Here is a 15,923-nt window from a genome sequence, read left to right on the forward strand (position 1 = left end):
TATTTCTCTTCATTCGAGTAAATTTGACAAAAGCCAAAACAGCTCTCCCAACCTCCGTTTGTTAGAGTTCAATCTCATGGAACATAAAAAACATAAGGTGCATACCTTCAATACTCATCCTTAACAAACAAAAAGCTGATCCCAATAAGGAATCAGCCGATGGTACAACTATACTTGTATGGACGCGATCAAACCATGTTATGAGTCTGTACTATTGGTACTATTCCATAGCTAGTTCTTCCCAGTCCTCGTATGCCTTGATGAGTTCTGCTTTGTGTTCCTCCGTTTGTTGCTGGAGTTCTTGCAGCTTCATATAATCCTGATAGATTTCAGGCAGAGCCATCTGTGCCTCAAGATCTGTAATCTTCGTTTCCAACTCCGCAATCTGTTGTTCCAGAGCTTCCTGCTTGCGTTGCCGGTTACGTTCTTCACGTTTCGCCTGTTTTTCCGCTTCGAATGAAGCCGCTCCGGATTTTTCGGTTGTGGCTGTGTTCAGATCGGATTTGGACGAGTTCTTGGCTGAAGCCTGACGTGCCTCAGCTGCTTCACGTGCGATGTCCTCAAGCTCCTGTTTCTTCTCCACATAATCATCATAATTACCGAGATAGTGTTCCGTGCCGCCTGGATGAAGCTCGACAATGCGCTCAGCCATTTTGTTGAGGAAGTACCGGTCATGGGAGATGAACAGCAGAGTGCCTTCATAATCCATTAACGCCGCTTCCAGCACTTCTTTGGCAAACAGGTCGAGATGGTTCGTAGGCTCATCCAGAATGAGCATATTCGCTTCCTTCAGCATCAGCTTGGAGAGAGAGACACGTGCTTTCTCACCGCCGCTGAGGGAGGAGATCTTCTTGAGCACATCGTCACCGCTGAACAAAAAGTTCCCCAGTACGGTCCGAATGCGTGCTTCTTCCATCCCGGGATAGGCACTCCACAGTTCTTCCAGAACCGTATTGGACGGATTGAGCCCAGTCTGCTCCTGATCATAATAGCCAATCTGCACTTTTGTTCCCCATTGGATATCCCCGGTTACCGGACGCAAACTTCCGGTGAGGCACTTCAGCATGGTGGATTTACCAATACCGTTTGGACCAATCAGAGCAACCGTTTCCCCGCGCCGCAGATCGAAGGATACATTGCGGAACAATGGAGAAGCCTCATCATAAGCGACAGACAGCTGATCCACTCGAAGCACTTCTTTGCCGGACATAAAGGCGGTTTCGAAGGAAAAATGAGCTTTTTTCAGATCACCCATCGGTTTATCGAGGCGCTCCATTTTGTCGAGGGCCTTGCGGCGGCTTTGAGCCCGCTTGGTCGTCGAGGCACGCACGATATTTTTCTGGACAAAATCTTCCATCTTGGAGATTTCACCCTGTTGTTTCTCATATTGCTTCATCTGAGTTTCATATTCGGCAGCTTTGAGTTCCATATAACGGCTGTAATTGCCCGTGTATTTTTTGGAGCGGTGACGTTCGATCTCCACGATGGTTGTTACGAGTCGATCAAGGAAGTACCGGTCATGGGATACCACGAGCAGTGCGCCTGAATAACCTCTCAGATAATCTTCCAACCAAGTAAGGGTGGCGATATCGAGATAGTTGGTAGGCTCGTCGAGCATGAGCAGATCGGGTGCCTGAAGCAAAATACGAGCTAGCGCAAGGCGTGTCTTCTGCCCGCCGCTTAGAGTAGCAATAGGGGTGTCTGGCGAAAATTCGCCGAATCCCATCCCGTGCAGTACGCTGCGAATGCGGGTTTCCATCTCATAACCGCCATGGTCCTTGAACCAATCGGAGCGTTTCGCATAACGTTCCAGCAGGTCCGCGTACTTTTTCTCATCTTCCATCTGGGCAGGGTCGGCAATATCGCGTTCCATCTGACGCAAATCTGCTTCAGCCTGTGTCAGGTGAGCGAAGACGTTCATCATTTCTTCCCAGATGGTACGGTCGGACTGCAGCCCGCTGTTCTGAGCCAGGTAACCGAGCGTTGTTTCTTTGGATTTGAAAATCTGTCCCCCGTCATAGGACATTTCACCCGCCACAATTTTGAGCAAAGTGGATTTTCCTGCACCGTTTACACCAACGAGGCCGATGCGCTCGCGTTCTAATATTTGTAAGTTCACGCCGTCCAGGATTGGATCGACACCAAAACGTTTGATAATTCCGGATACTTGCAGCAGCATAAAATTAAGTTCCTCCATAGGTCCAGTTCTTGATATGACAACTATATCCCAGTTTACATGAAATACAGAGCAATTGCACCGATTGGGAACGCATGGGGCATGTAGTCTTTTTGATCAATCAATGATAAACTGAAAGAAGGCATGTTATTACATGAGGATTTTGCAGAAAATGAATCATTTTAACCATTTCAACAAGATGACAACTGGTCATAACATATAAATTGTTTTTAATGAGAGCTTTTTTCTACCTTCCCTATCAACAGGAGGTTATTCAAGGATATGCAGGATCATGCGGAACTGAAAAGTCAGCTTCGATCCAGACTGAGACAGAGCCGTGATCTGATGGATGCAAGCATGCGTCAGCAGGCAATGACTAAGATTAACGCTGGAGTGAAGCGGGAGCTGGAACGCCTTAGACAGGCCAAGAGTAAGGTCGTGAACAGACCACTCGTCATATTCAGTTATTTGTCCTATGGAAGCGAAGCGTCCACAGCTTTTCTGTTTCAAGAGGGCTGGAAACATGGAGATGTGATGCTTGCACCAAAAGTATTGGCGAATCCAACCCGAATGGAGCTACGGCGAGTGACCGGAGAACAGGATCTGGAGCCAGGCATATGGGGGATACCCGAACCTAAGGATTCCTGTGAAGTCCTGACACCTGATGATTGGCCGGATATCGATCTCGTATTGGTACCGGGGCTTGGTTATGATCTCCATGGAGGGCGTATTGGTTATGGTGGCGGTTATTATGATCGTTTTGCCGAGACGCTTGCAGCAACATGTGCGATGACGGGCAAGAAACCGTTGATGGCTGCGATGGTATTGCCGGGTCAGTTACAAGAGGAGATCCCGATGGACCTGCTCGATCTGCGGATTGATCTGTTGATAACAACCGAAGGTATATTACATATCGAATAAAGGGTTGTGATGTGATTGAGTTCAGAAGTGAACAACGGCCAGTCTTCGGGTGGCAAACTGACCCATTTTAATGAACAGGGGCGGGCCCGGATGGTTGATATTTCGGGTAAGGAAATTACCGTACGTACGGCTGTGGCCGTAACCAAGGTGACGATGAATCCAGATACACTGGAAGCGATTCGGGAGGGCCGAATCGGTAAAGGTGATGTTCTGGCTGTGGCTCAGATTGCCGGGATTCAAGGCGCGAAGAAAACGTCGGACTGGATTCCGATGTGCCATCCGCTGGCACTGACGGGTGTGGATATTCGTTTTCATGATAACGGAGTGGATGAATTACACATTGAAGTTACTGTCAAAACCGAAGGCAAAACGGGTGTTGAGATGGAGGCGCTCACGGCTGCCTCAGTTGCAGCACTGACGGTCTATGACATGTGCAAGGCCATGCAAAAAGATATGATTATCGGTCCAACCATGCTGAATTCCAAGAGTGGTGGCAAAAACGGTGATTACAGCCGATAGGCAATATTTATTTTCATAGAGGAGAAGGGTGATCTTTATGGTGTGGAGAACAGCAATCCTGACAGCCAGTGACAAAGGAGCCCGCGGGGAACGTGAGGATACGAGTGCACAAGTCATTCGGGAGCTGGTGGAAGAAGAGCTGGGTGGTCAAATCGTGGAGTACCGTATCGTTCCGGATGAACCCGATGAGATTATTGCGGCTTTGATTGAGATGACGGATTATTTTCACGCCGATCTGGTGCTGACTACCGGTGGCACGGAGCTGGCCATTCGTGATATTACTCCGGAAGCGACCCGGCGTGTAATTGAGCGGGAAGTTCCCGGGATGGCAGAGGCCATGCGGTACAGTGTAATGAGCAAAAACCGTTCTGCAATGCTGTTCCGTGGGGTATGTGGCATTCGTGGACGCACGCTGATTGTTAATCTGCCAGGTACGCCAAAGGGTGTGCACGAACATCTGGCTGCCATTATGGATCAGCTTCCGGAAGCGCTGCTGATGGTTACGGGTCAGTTCAAGCAATAATCGAGCATGGACTCTGGGCAAGGATATCCGATTCGCCATGACTGTTGTTAGATTGTTCTAGTGACATCTCTTATTTGTGAATTTTGCGGGTTATGTAAGTGGTTACATCTATGGTATGATGGGCTTAAATTAAGAACGCAGCAGAGACATCTATGAACATCTGGCCGAATATGCGCATCTTCGAAGCTTGAGACGAGGAGGAATATCAATGTTTAGTTCCATTGGACCAACGGGGTTTATTTTGCTGGCCGTGATTGCATTGTTGTTGTTTGGACCCAACAAACTTCCGGAACTGGGACGTGCAGTTGGGCGTACCTTCCGTGAATTCAAAGAGGGCGCTCGCGAGATTATCTCTGAGGATGACTCGTCCAATCGCAAAGAGCAGGAGAAAGCGAAACCGCTGGCGGCTGAGAGCACACCTGCAGACAAGCCTGCTGATAAACGCCTGCCGGAATAATCTTGACGGCAATGAAAGAGAAATCCCTTCCTGCCGGAAGGGTTTTGTATTTTAAGCTGGCAATAATGGGGGGCAGGCATGACGCAGCAAATGGAAGAAATGTCGATTACGGAACATCTGAGTGAGCTGCGGAAGCGGCTGATCTACGTATTAAGTATTTTTGTGCTGGGACTGATTGCAGGATTTTTTGTGGCGGACCCGGTATACCAATATCTGACCAAGGCAGAGTCGGCAAAAGGTTTTGTGTTACATGCCTTCTCGTTCTGGGACGGGATTGGCATCTACATGAAGATTGCCGGTTTGTTTTCACTTATTATTACGCTGCCGTTTACGGTGTATCAGATCTGGAAGTTTGTTAGTCCAGGGCTAAAGCCGCGCGAACGAAAAGCAACGCTGAAGTATGTGCCCTATGTGTTTCTTTTATTTCTGACAGGTATGGCTTTCTCGTATTATGTTATTTTTCCGATGGCACTCGCCTTCACAACAGCGATAACGGAGAAGATGGGACTTGTGGAGACCTACGGGATGAAGCAGTATTTCAGCTTCCTGTTTGGCATTGTGCTGCCTGTGTCTCTGTTATTTGAACTTCCTTTACTTATTATGTTTCTGACAGGACTGCGGATTCTGAATCCAATTCGTCTTCGCAAGATGCGCAGAGTTGCTTATTTTGTTCTGATCTTCATTGCAGTGGTTATTACACCTCCAGACTTTATATCTGATCTGCTGGTGATGATTCCTTTGCTCCTGTTATATGAGATCAGTGTGTTATTATCCGCAATCGTATATCGCAAGCAGCTTGCAGCCGATGAAGAGATCGAATCCCGCTACGTTCGTGCCGAGGATAAGAAACATGTGGGCTGAATGAGGATAAGCTGTAATGTGCCCGGAGAAGACGGTGTGTTCTTATCCGGGCTATTTCTGTAGACTGCCGACCAACACGACAGGACAAGCAGGCATATTATGTTCAACAATGGATACAATGGGAAAGGGACTGTCCGCTAACGTTGCAGAAGGGCTAAACAATTTCGTAGAATAAGATTAGTGAATTGCAACATATAACCAGGCGCAGCGGGTGTAATTTGGTTATGTTCGTGTAAATTCAACGTAAATTCTCGCAGGAATTCGTCAAAAGGACTTGAAATCATGCTTCAAGTTGAGTATCATAAAGTTGGTTGTTAGCACTGAACACTGTCGAGTGCTAATACATATGGCTACAACCTACAATGTAACGTTATATAATTTCAAAAGGAGGCTATTTTTCATGATCAGACCTTTAGGTGAACGCGTATTGGTAGAACCACTGGAGCAAGAGCAAACAACTTCTTTCGGGATCGTACTCCCGGACTCCGCCAAAGAAAAACCGCAAGAGGGTAGAATCATTGCAGTTGGTGCTGGAGTATTGAAAGACGGCGTACGTGTAGCTCTGGAAGTGAAAGAAGGAGATCGCGTTATTTTCTCCAAATATGCCGGTACAGAAATCAAATTCGAAGGTAAAGAATATTTGATTATGAAAGAAAGCGATATTCACGCGATTCTCGACTAATTCAAATTTAATCGGATAACCGAACCATATAGCACGACCATTTTCCAACAAAAACTAGGGAGGTTTTCTTAACATGGCTAAAGACATTAAATTCAGTGAAGACGCTCGTCGCTCCATGCTTCGTGGTGTGGATGCATTGGCTAATGCAGTAAAAGTAACACTCGGTCCTAAAGGCCGTAACGTGGTTCTGGAGAAAAAATTCGGAAGCCCGCTCATCACTAACGATGGTGTAACCATTGCTAAAGAAATCGAACTGGAAGATGCATTCGAGAACATGGGTGCACAACTGGTTAAAGAAGTAGCAACGAAAACCAACGATGTTGCCGGTGACGGTACTACAACAGCAACTGTATTGGCGCAAGCGCTGATCACAGAAGGTCTGAAAAACGTAACTGCAGGCGCTAGCCCAATCGGTATCCGTAAAGGGATCGACAAAGCGGTTAAAGCTGCGGTTGCTGAATTGCAATCCATCTCCAAACCAATCGATTCCAAACAATCCATCGCACAAGTTGCAGCAATCTCTGCAGCTGACGAAGAAGTAGGCGAATTGATCGCTGAAGCTATGGAAAAAGTAGGTAAAGATGGCGTAATCACAGTAGAAGAATCCAAAGGATTCGCTACAGAGCTTGAAGTGGTTGAAGGTATGCAATTCGACCGTGGATACATCTCTCCTTACATGATCACTGATACGGACAAAATGGAAGCTGTTTTGGACAATCCGTACATCTTGATCACAGACAAAAAAATCTCCAGCACGCAAGATATCTTGCCATTGCTTGAGAAAATCGTTCAACAAGGCAAACCGCTGGTATTGATCGCTGAAGATATCGAAGGCGAAGCACTGGCTATGCTGGTTGTGAACAAATTGCGTGGTACATTCAATGCTGTAGCTGTTAAAGCTCCAGGATTCGGTGACCGTCGTAAAGCAATGCTGCAAGACATCGCTGCCCTCACTGGTGGCCAATTGATCACGGAAGAACTGGGTCTGGACCTGAAATCCGCTGTTGTGGAACAACTGGGTACAGCTCGTCAAATCCGCGTAACAAAAGAAAACACAATCATCGTTGACGGTGCTGGTAACAAATCCGATATCGATGCACGTGTTAGCCAAATCCGTACACAATTGGAAGAAACAACTTCCGAGTTCGACAAAGAGAAACTGCAAGAGCGTCTGGCTAAATTGTCCGGCGGTGTAGCAGTAATCAAAGTTGGTGCGGCTACTGAAACAGAATTGAAAGAACGCAAACTTCGCATCGAAGATGCCCTGAACGCAACTCGCGCAGCGGTTGAAGAAGGTATCGTATCCGGTGGTGGTACAGCGCTCATGAACGTATATAGCGCGGTTGCGGCTGTAGCTCTGTCCGGTGACGAGCAAACAGGCGTAAACATCGTCCTGCGTGCTCTGGAAGCACCAATCCGCACAATCGCAGCTAACGCTGGCGAAGAAGGTTCCGTAATCGTGGAACGTCTGAAAAAAGAACAAACAGGAATCGGCTTCAACGCTGCAACTGGCGAGTGGGTTAACATGATCGAAGCAGGTATCGTTGACCCTGCAAAAGTAACTCGTTATGCATTGCAAAACGCTGCTTCCGTAGCGGCAATGTTCTTGACTACTGAAGCAGTTATCGCTGACAAACCAGAACCAGCAGGTGCTGGTGGCGGAATGCCTGACATGGGCGGTATGGGTGGAATGGGCGGCATGATGTAATAAAGGTGTAAAAACCTTTAAAGCATCATGTGCCTGGCAGAGTGGATTCTCGTTACGATGTGACAAGAATTTGTGAAGCGGCCACTGTTACAAATCATAAATAAAAACCACTCCTTAGTAATTATTAAGGAGTGGTTTTTATTTTATTGAGTATTTTATAATCAAAGTCACAATGTGGGGGATTTCCTCTTTTTCCTTTAGTAATGAGATATGGAGGTCATACATCATGAAACCTGGTAGAAAAATAATAGTGGCAGGTTTGGTGTCTGCTGTTATTATCATCTTAATTTATAATTTCACTTCCAATTCTGAAGAGAGATTAGTAAAAGCAAATGAACCTAGAAGTACTCCAGCAACGACATTAACAGTAATCAATAATGAAGATTTCGCAGGTACTACAAATACACATCGGTTTGATATTCCGGCAGGATTTAGTTATGTTAAAGTGAGTTTTAAAAACACGGGTTCGAAACACTTCACGTTCACGATCAATGAAGGATCTACAAGTGGAACCGCAATAAAGTCTGGCATTGTCTCAGCAGATGGAGAAGAGCATACATATTTTATTGACAAAGCATTGTCCACGGGTTGGTATTATGTGAGTACCTCTTCTGCGCAAGGGATGTCTGGCGCATTAGATGTTTCTCTGGGGAACTGATGCTTATAAATGATTTGGGAATTTACTCTAAAGGAGGAGGAAATGTTTTGAGAAAGGGTACAAAGTGGACATTGTGGATTCTGGGGTTGATGCTTGCTGCAATTTTTATCAACTTCTTTATGAATCTATATAGCTTTGCTTATGCACTGATTACCGTGCTTTTACTTGCCTTTATGGGATGGGGATTCTTAGCAAAGTTAAAGAACGACGTCCGTCAGCATGAAGATCATCATAGAAGAGAGCACCAATCTGCGAACGATGATATTGATCAATACACAAGATAGGTTACACATGATTATCACACGTAACGTAGCTTAGCTCTGATTTGATAATATAGCCAATTGGTTTATCAGCCGTTTATGGAGATTGATTTTTCAATTTTTGGTTATTTTATTATATTGGAGGGATTTTATGAAATTATTTAAATTGCCATTGATTCTTTGTACTATATTACTTTTATCTATTGTCTCAGCTTGTAGTGCGGATGATAGACTACACGGAAAGAGCGATAACTGGGATGTGTCTCTTCAGAGATCAACAGGGATCTATAGGATTACTTATATAGGTGATGAAAAGCGTATAAAGGATTTTGTGTTTGACCTTACCGGCAATAATATAAAACAACAGGGGAAAGCGCTTGAGGAACAAGGGGTACCGTTCAGTATGTCGGGAACGGTTACTGAGGCGGAGAAAACGAAAGACCCGATTACCTTTAAAATGAGTTGGAACAATCAGAGCGAGATTGTAACGTTTGAGTAACTCTCGCATTCGGGAGGTGTTCATCATTGGTTTGGTGGCAACTACTGAATCATTATATAGTATATTCCACACGTTAGGCCGTTCCTTCAGGGAGCGGCCTTTTTCACAACGAAGTCTTACTTCGCAACAGTTATTTCAAAAGTCGAGAGATCATGATCCTGGATACTGAAGCGATATTCTAATCCATTTCGAACTGTCGCACCATCAAAATCAGACTGATTCACATCACGATCCAATAGACCGATATCCTGAATGACATCTTGTGCATCGTTATACGTGTACTCACTATGGGTTGTGAGAATGAGTGCGGCGATAGCAGTCAAAAAAATTCCACCCGTTGGTTTACGCGTATCACCAGTTCCATATAACCTGACTTCCTGTACGCTCTCATCTGCATTCACTACACCAACCAAGCGCAATGCATCATTGAATATATACTCGAAAGCGCTAGTGCCCTGCTCAGAAGAGTTATTCATATTCAAGCGGGTAATACTCAAACCATTCAGTCGATATTTACCCACGGCGCCATTAAATTTATTTTGGAATTCATCGGTAGTCATATGGAGGCCAGAAAGTTCGATTTGGGATGAAGGGGGCTGATCTATTTCAGACTGATTAGAGTTCGAAGATAAAGTCAGGATGCCATACAACCCAATTGAAGCAATCGCAAAACAGGCCGTTGTTAGAATAATGTATTTGATCGGCAACCTATTACCTTTGCGAATAGATAAGATCATCAGAACAAGAAATCCCAAGAAAGCAATGAAACCAAGAATGAAGAGAGCGGTAAACAGATATTGCAAATTCTCACCTCGTAATCAAAATAATTTCATCGTTTGAGCACCTCATTTATTATAATGTTCTCATGAAAAACTTCAAACTCTACTACGTACCACTCACCCAAAAAAAGCCAATGTTTATCAAGCATTTCAGGATGGTATGCTTCATCAAGGCACGTAGAAGTTGAAATCAATTCATTACTGCTGGGATCAAAGCATCCCAATTCTCTCCATTGATCTCTCCTTCAAATCGATAAACTGGCTGATAATAACCTTTTGAATCATAGGTGTAAGTCAGTTCATACTTGTTCACACTTAGTTTGTCTCCTTTCTTTAAGTTGTTATAGATCGAAAAGTTTCCCTTGGGAATTTCTTCGTATGCCTCAGCCGGACTGATAATATCAACCACTCGCACATAAATATTTTTATTCATAGAGTATAATAAATTCTGAGGAATCATAGGTTCTGCTGATGGGACAATCATAACTAGTCCGGTATCATAATCGCGGTCACCCTTCGCGATATCTGTAACTGTTTTTTCGATATCCCATCGGACCGTGTCTCCATTTTGCGTGCTGAATATCGCTTTCTTAGGCAATAAGTCATTCTCAATCAACCAACTGCCATACTCTTGTCCTTGTTTGATTAAATCTTCCGGCTCTACTGGAGTGCTTGCTTCAATATTAGATGCCAGCCACCATGTGCCTCGACTGACGTCATAATTAAAGGTATATTCTGTTCCCGTATTGTCAAGAAAACTCCAAATTCGGTTGTATCCATCAATAGATATGCTACCTTTCTGATGTAATTCAAAATAATCCTTCATTAGAGAGGCAACTCGTTTGGCATATTCCAGGTTGTGAATTTCACTACTGCGATAAAGAGATACTTTCTCGGCCTCATCCGGTAACCTTGTGTTAAGCGTTACTTCGACTTGATTCATATTTTGAGAAATAGCTGGACGTATGGAGAGATTACCAAGTTCTTTGTTGTGATAAATGATAAAAGCACTGGAAAAAAGCATCGTAAAAACTAGTGGTATGCAGAGTGCCTTCCATAGTGATCTTAAGGTGATCTTTCTTTGCTCAACACTGTCGAGGATCGCTCTCATCAACAAATATCCTGCCATACTACCTAGTGTATTATGTAGAATATCATCAAGTTCAAATATTCCCCTACCGGTGATCATTTGTAAAATTTCGATACCCAATGTTACCAACAGCGATATGAGTAGCACGGGCTTAAAGTGACGCGTTTTCATTCCGATATGCGGAAGTATAAAACCGAATGGTGCGAACATCAACATGTTAAAAATGATGAGCTGGAATTCGCTCAACGACCATTGATTCCATGCATTTATATAGCCACTGAATAGCTCTAAATTGATCCAACCCTCATAATTAGCTCCTCTGCTAAATGTGGTTAAAGTCATAACAATGACAAACCAACCCAAGATCAAAAATGACGCTATAAATTGCCTGTTAGTTATGCTTCTTTTACCCCCTCTTTTCCTATATGCAATATATACTGAATAAGTAATACCGATTACAACAACTCCTGCGGCCAATGCAATAGCTAAGATAGGCAATACTCTGCCTATAACTTGTATTAAATCCATTTGTAACTCCTCCATTTATTTTATGTTCATTGTCAGCATCTTGTTTGTTTAAAGTATAATCAATGGTGGTTGTAACTCCTATGTATCTATCTTTCACGAATCTTTCAAAAATGTAAGATTAGATTGTATGAATAAAAAAAGCACTGCCGGCATGCTGCCAGCAGTGCTTGCTTGATGTTATACAGGTCTTACCGTAAAGGTGAAATGATATGCGCGGTTGGCTGGCAAGGTGTACTCAGCGTGGGTACGTGCGCCCCAGCTGTCATCTCCGCCAACACCCATTTGTTTGTAATTGATGCGGGCAACGGTTTGTGTGCTCTGAGGTAATTTGTACACATGATCGTTTGCTTCCAGCTCCTCAGGTGTCCAAGGCAACGCATTGATTTCAAATGGGATGGAGGCTTCAATATGCAGACCACTTTGACCATCCGTTGACTTAATTTCAGCAAAGCGTACATCCGTTTTGTTACCACACTCTTGTGGTTTCAGATATGGAACAAATTGATCTCGAACCGCACCTGTGTAATAACCGAGACGTGCACTGGTTAGACGGTCTGCGTAGTTGTCGTGTGGCCCTCTGCCGTACCAAGAGATTGTATCCAAGCGGTTATTCAGTTGCAGCAGCATACCGAATTCCGGTAGATCAGGTAAGCCTACGCCTGGAATAAGAGTTTGGCTGATTTCGAGTACGCCATCCGGATCGATTCGATACGTGATCGAGAGCGTACATCCCGGATGTGAATCCCAAGTATAATCGGTCGTCACCAGAATGCCTTGTTCGTCTGCATGGTGCTCGAAACGAATTAAACTGCTGGTAGCGTGAGCATCTCTCCAGAACGCAGAACGCTCATTCAGGCGGTTACCCATATCGTTGTCTGTCATGGCTCTCCAGAAATTCGGCCGGACAGGTGCGAGCAATAGCTCCTGATTGTTGATTTGATAGGAAGTTAACGCGCCAGTAGCTGGATTGAAGCTCAAGTTGACTTGGCCTGTAGCCACTTTCAATTCATCTTGCAGATCCTGTACCTGCGGCGCATTGCCTTGTCCTTGGTGTATCGGTTGGATTGGACGCAATCGCGGAGATACCACGAACTGATCCCAGGCAATCTCATGACCTGTTCCTGCCCATTTGCTTGCAACTTTGGTGACCAGAGATACAGTCAGCACCGCTTCCTGGAACAGATCGGATGATGGCGTGTACGGGATTCGGACTTCAACCGATTCCCCTGGAGGGACCGCGATATCCAACGTGCTGTTCTCTACGGATACACCATCGTGTGTTACTGTCCATACGAGCGAATATTCGCTCAGATCCGTGAACAGGAACTGGTTTCGGATGCGCAGCAGGCCGTCTTTGACATCAATAGCTTCCATACGAACGTTCTGATAACATTTCTTCACTTCTTCCAGCTTCGGTGTAACCGTCTTATCTGCCAGAATGAGTCCGTTCCCGCAGAAATTGCCATCATGAGGGGATTCACCGAAATCTCCGCCATAAGCGAAATATTCTACACCGTCTGCCGTAGTGGTACGAATGGACTGATCGACCCAGTCCCAGATGAATGCACCCTGCAACACATCATATTTATCGAACAAATCCCAATACAGATGCAGACCTCCACAGGAGTTACCCATGGCATGGCTGTATTCGCAGATAATATAAGGTTTCTTCGGACCTTTCATGCGCGCGTATTGCTCCACATCTTGTGGGCTGATATACATCGTCGATTCAATGTCGCTTGCCGAATCGGAAGGGCGATAATGGAAAGTCCCTTCATAATGAACGAGACGGGTTGGATCGACTTGTTTCAGATAATCGTACATGGCGATAAAATTATCGCCGCCGAAGGATTCATTACCCAGAGACCAGATAATAACGGACGGATGGTTTTTGTCCCGTTGGAACATCGAGTTACAGCGATCGATTACATTATTACGCCATTCCGGCTTGCTTGCGGGAATGTTATTTTCATTCATTTCCTTTTGCCCATAATACCATGTGCCGTGAGTTTCCAGATTCGTTTCGTCAATGACATAGAGGCCGTATTCATCACACAGTTCGTACCAGAGTGACTGATTCGGATAATGGGATGTGCGCACCGCGTTAACGTTATAGGACTTCATCAGCTCGATGTCACGGATCATGTCTTCCCGCCCAATGGCTCGACCCTTATCCGGGGAAAATTCATGACGATTCACGCCTTTGAACACAATGCGTTTGCCATTGATTTGCATCAGGCCGTCCTTCAGTTCAAACTTGCGGAATCCAATCCGGCTGCGAACAGCCTCCAGTGTTTCGCCCGATTCATTCTGAATGGACAGCACAAGTGTATATAGATGAGGGAACTCGGCACTCCATAGAAGCGGATTGATAACCTCTGCTGCCAACTGGAATGAAAGTTCATCCTCACCCTGGAAAGTAACGGCCGCAGTAAGTGGCTGCTTCAGTACAGTCTGCTGCTGTGCGTCATAAAGCTGTGCCTGAACGGACCATCCGGCAGTAGTCTGCGCGGCATTATGATTAAATAATTTCAAATCCAGCAGTAGCTCCGCATCCTGATACGCATCATCCAGTTCAGTGCGAACAAAGAAATCGGCGATCTGAACCGGGGAAGGGGAATGCAGGTATACACCACGGAAGATGCCACTTAACCGCCAGAAATCCTGGTTCTCCAGCCAGCTCGCATCACACCAGCGATATACCTCCACAGCCAGCTTGTTCTCACCTTCCGTTAGATACGAAGTAATATCGAATTCTGCGGGCGTGAACGTGTCTTCACTATAACCGACCAGCTCTCCGTTCACCCATACATAAAAGGCAGATTCAACGCCCTCAAAGTGCAGCAGGACAGGACGCTCTTTCCAGTCAGCAGGAACCGTAAACGTACGGATATACGAACCCACCGGATTATAACTTGTTGGTGCAAATGGTGGCTTCAATTCAGGCTCGCGTTCGACCCACGGATAGGTCATATTCGTATATTGGGGATAATCGTAACCTTGTAGCTGCCAGTTGGAGGGAACGGCGATCTCGTCCCAGTCACTGGCATCATAGTTGTTCTCATAAAAGGATGTAATCCGTTGCTCCGGTGTCTCCGCAAAGGCAAACTTCCACTGACCATTCAGTGATTCGTACCATGGTGATGCGCTGGATTCATTGGATAACGCTTCTGCTACAGATGGAAACGCTACCATAGACGCATGTGCAGGTAGACGTCCTACTTGAAAAGTCTCGGGATTGTTGTTCCATTCCGGGTATCCATTTGCCGGAGGGGTGTGTACCAGTTTCTTTCGCATAACAGCAACTCCTTCTGGAATGTTATAATATTGTCATTATAGAATTGAATGATGACTTAGAGAATAAAGAATATTGCCCATATATATCACAATATGAAACTAACGATGAAGAAAGTGGTGTACTGGATGGATACCCGGATTTTTTTTGGTAAAACAGAAGAAGCTGCTCGCCTGCCGATCTATATGACCACGGTTGGTTACTGGGAACACCAATATGAAACCGAGCGTCCAGAGGGATTCCCGGATTATCAGATCCATCAGATTATTCATGGTCAGGGGAGGCTGATTATACAAGAAGATGAGTATATTGTCGGACCGGGTGACGTTTTCTTTCTGTATCCCGATGTTCCGCATCGATATATGCCCATCAGTGACCGCTGGGAGCTGGCTTGGGTCTCGTTTCAGGGGAGAGAAGCCAGCCAGTTATTATCTTATGCGGGGATAACCGGTTCACGCGTATGCAGACTCAGGACAGCAACGCTGCTGCGTGGCCTGGAGCAACTTCTGGTTAGAGGAGAGAATGGCGGTGATACGGATTACGCAGATTACGATGTGGAATGCTCCAAACAATTATATGCCCTGCTGCTGGATCTGAAGCCACTGCTCATCGCATCCGCCAATTATAATGATGAACTGGAGCGCTTGAAGCCTGTGCTACGTTATATCGCAGAGCATCTGGATCGTTCACTTTCCCTGAAGGAACTTGCCGATGTGGCTGTGGTATCTCCCCAATATTTGTGCAGGCTGTTTCAGAGAGCACTCCATACCAGACCTGTATTTTACGTGAACCAGGAACGGATCAATCGAAGCAAACAACTTATGTTCAGTGAGAGAGAGCTTCGAATATATGAAGTGGCTGATCGGGTGGGTTACGAGAATGCCAGTTATTTCTGTGCGATGTTCAAAAGGCATACAGGCATGAGTCCAGAGCGTTTTCGCAAACTGCACGGACTGAATTGAAAGTC

General features: G+C 45.4%; 15 protein-coding genes. 11 read left to right on the forward strand and 4 right to left on the reverse strand.

Annotated features, from left to right (window positions below; all coding sequences use genetic code 11):
- Nucleotides 1-220 precede the first annotated feature (220 nt).
- Nucleotides 221-2,179, reverse strand: coding sequence for an ABC-F family ATP-binding cassette domain-containing protein (locus QNO02_RS06560; protein ID WP_289391496.1), 1,959 nt, complete (start codon nucleotides 2,177-2,179; stop codon nucleotides 221-223).
- A 279-nt stretch (nucleotides 2,180-2,458) separates the two neighbouring features.
- Here QNO02_RS06560 and QNO02_RS06565 point away from each other — a divergent pair, with 279 nt between their 5' ends.
- From QNO02_RS06565 to QNO02_RS06610, 10 genes are all read left to right on the forward strand, one after another.
- Nucleotides 2,459-3,097, forward strand: coding sequence for a 5-formyltetrahydrofolate cyclo-ligase (locus QNO02_RS06565; RefSeq protein ID WP_289391497.1), 639 nt, complete (start codon nucleotides 2,459-2,461; stop codon nucleotides 3,095-3,097).
- 15 nt (nucleotides 3,098-3,112) lie between these two features.
- A complete protein-coding gene (moaC, locus tag QNO02_RS06570) occupies nucleotides 3,113-3,616 on the forward strand; it encodes a cyclic pyranopterin monophosphate synthase MoaC (protein ID WP_353959106.1) in 504 nt (167 codons plus the stop codon).
- Nucleotides 3,617-3,653: 37 nt separating this feature from the next.
- Nucleotides 3,654-4,139 carry a MogA/MoaB family molybdenum cofactor biosynthesis protein gene (locus QNO02_RS06575; protein WP_017690080.1) on the forward strand — a complete coding sequence of 162 codons (486 nt, stop codon included), beginning with the start codon at nucleotides 3,654-3,656 and terminating at the stop codon, nucleotides 4,137-4,139.
- Between the two features lie 208 nt (nucleotides 4,140-4,347).
- Nucleotides 4,348-4,596: a twin-arginine translocase TatA/TatE family subunit gene (gene tatA / locus QNO02_RS06580; protein ID WP_036668966.1), complete on the forward strand. Its 249-nt coding sequence runs from the start codon at nucleotides 4,348-4,350 to the stop codon at nucleotides 4,594-4,596.
- 78 nt (nucleotides 4,597-4,674) lie between these two features.
- Complete coding sequence (gene tatC, locus QNO02_RS06585; protein WP_192133095.1) at nucleotides 4,675-5,457, forward strand: twin-arginine translocase subunit TatC; 783 nt, start codon at nucleotides 4,675-4,677, stop codon at nucleotides 5,455-5,457.
- 400 nt (nucleotides 5,458-5,857) lie between these two features.
- Nucleotides 5,858-6,139, forward strand: coding sequence for a co-chaperone GroES (gene groES, locus QNO02_RS06590; protein WP_017690077.1), 282 nt, complete (start codon nucleotides 5,858-5,860; stop codon nucleotides 6,137-6,139).
- Between the two features lie 73 nt (nucleotides 6,140-6,212).
- Nucleotides 6,213-7,847 carry a chaperonin GroEL gene (groL, locus tag QNO02_RS06595; RefSeq protein WP_036611259.1) on the forward strand — a complete coding sequence of 545 codons (1,635 nt, stop codon included), beginning with the start codon at nucleotides 6,213-6,215 and terminating at the stop codon, nucleotides 7,845-7,847.
- Nucleotides 7,848-8,073: 226 nt separating this feature from the next.
- Nucleotides 8,074-8,505 carry a hypothetical protein gene (locus QNO02_RS06600; protein ID WP_289391498.1) on the forward strand — a complete coding sequence of 144 codons (432 nt, stop codon included), beginning with the start codon at nucleotides 8,074-8,076 and terminating at the stop codon, nucleotides 8,503-8,505.
- 47 nt (nucleotides 8,506-8,552) lie between these two features.
- Entirely contained in the window at nucleotides 8,553-8,789 is a 237-nt protein-coding gene (locus QNO02_RS06605) for a hypothetical protein (RefSeq protein WP_289391499.1), read from the forward strand.
- A 127-nt stretch (nucleotides 8,790-8,916) separates the two neighbouring features.
- Nucleotides 8,917-9,264 (forward strand): hypothetical protein, encoded by a 348-nt coding sequence (locus QNO02_RS06610; protein ID WP_289391500.1) that lies wholly within the window; start codon nucleotides 8,917-8,919, stop codon nucleotides 9,262-9,264.
- A gap of 116 nt (nucleotides 9,265-9,380) precedes the next feature.
- Here QNO02_RS06610 and QNO02_RS06615 read toward each other — a convergent pair whose 3' ends face one another.
- The 3 genes from QNO02_RS06615 to lacZ all read right to left on the reverse strand — a co-directional run bounded on the left by QNO02_RS06615 (nucleotide 9,381) and on the right by lacZ (nucleotide 14,958).
- Nucleotides 9,381-10,067, reverse strand: coding sequence for a hypothetical protein (locus QNO02_RS06615; RefSeq protein WP_289391501.1), 687 nt, complete (start codon nucleotides 10,065-10,067; stop codon nucleotides 9,381-9,383).
- Between the two features lie 166 nt (nucleotides 10,068-10,233).
- Entirely contained in the window at nucleotides 10,234-11,661 is a 1,428-nt protein-coding gene (locus QNO02_RS06620; RefSeq protein WP_289391502.1) for a VanZ family protein, read from the reverse strand.
- A 177-nt stretch (nucleotides 11,662-11,838) separates the two neighbouring features.
- Entirely contained in the window at nucleotides 11,839-14,958 is a 3,120-nt protein-coding gene (gene lacZ / locus QNO02_RS06625; RefSeq protein WP_289391503.1) for a beta-galactosidase, LacZ type, read from the reverse strand.
- Nucleotides 14,959-15,063: 105 nt separating this feature from the next.
- On the opposite strand from lacZ, the gene QNO02_RS06630 reads away from it, so the two are divergent.
- On the forward strand, nucleotides 15,064-15,918 hold the full coding sequence (locus tag QNO02_RS06630; RefSeq protein ID WP_235431527.1) for a helix-turn-helix transcriptional regulator: 855 nt from the start codon (nucleotides 15,064-15,066) through the stop codon (nucleotides 15,916-15,918).
- The last annotated feature ends 5 nt before the right edge of the window (nucleotides 15,919-15,923 follow it).

Origin of the sequence: Paenibacillus sp. PK1-4R (assembly GCF_030369595.1) — a bacterium.
GTDB lineage: Bacteria > Bacillota > Bacilli > Paenibacillales > Paenibacillaceae > Paenibacillus.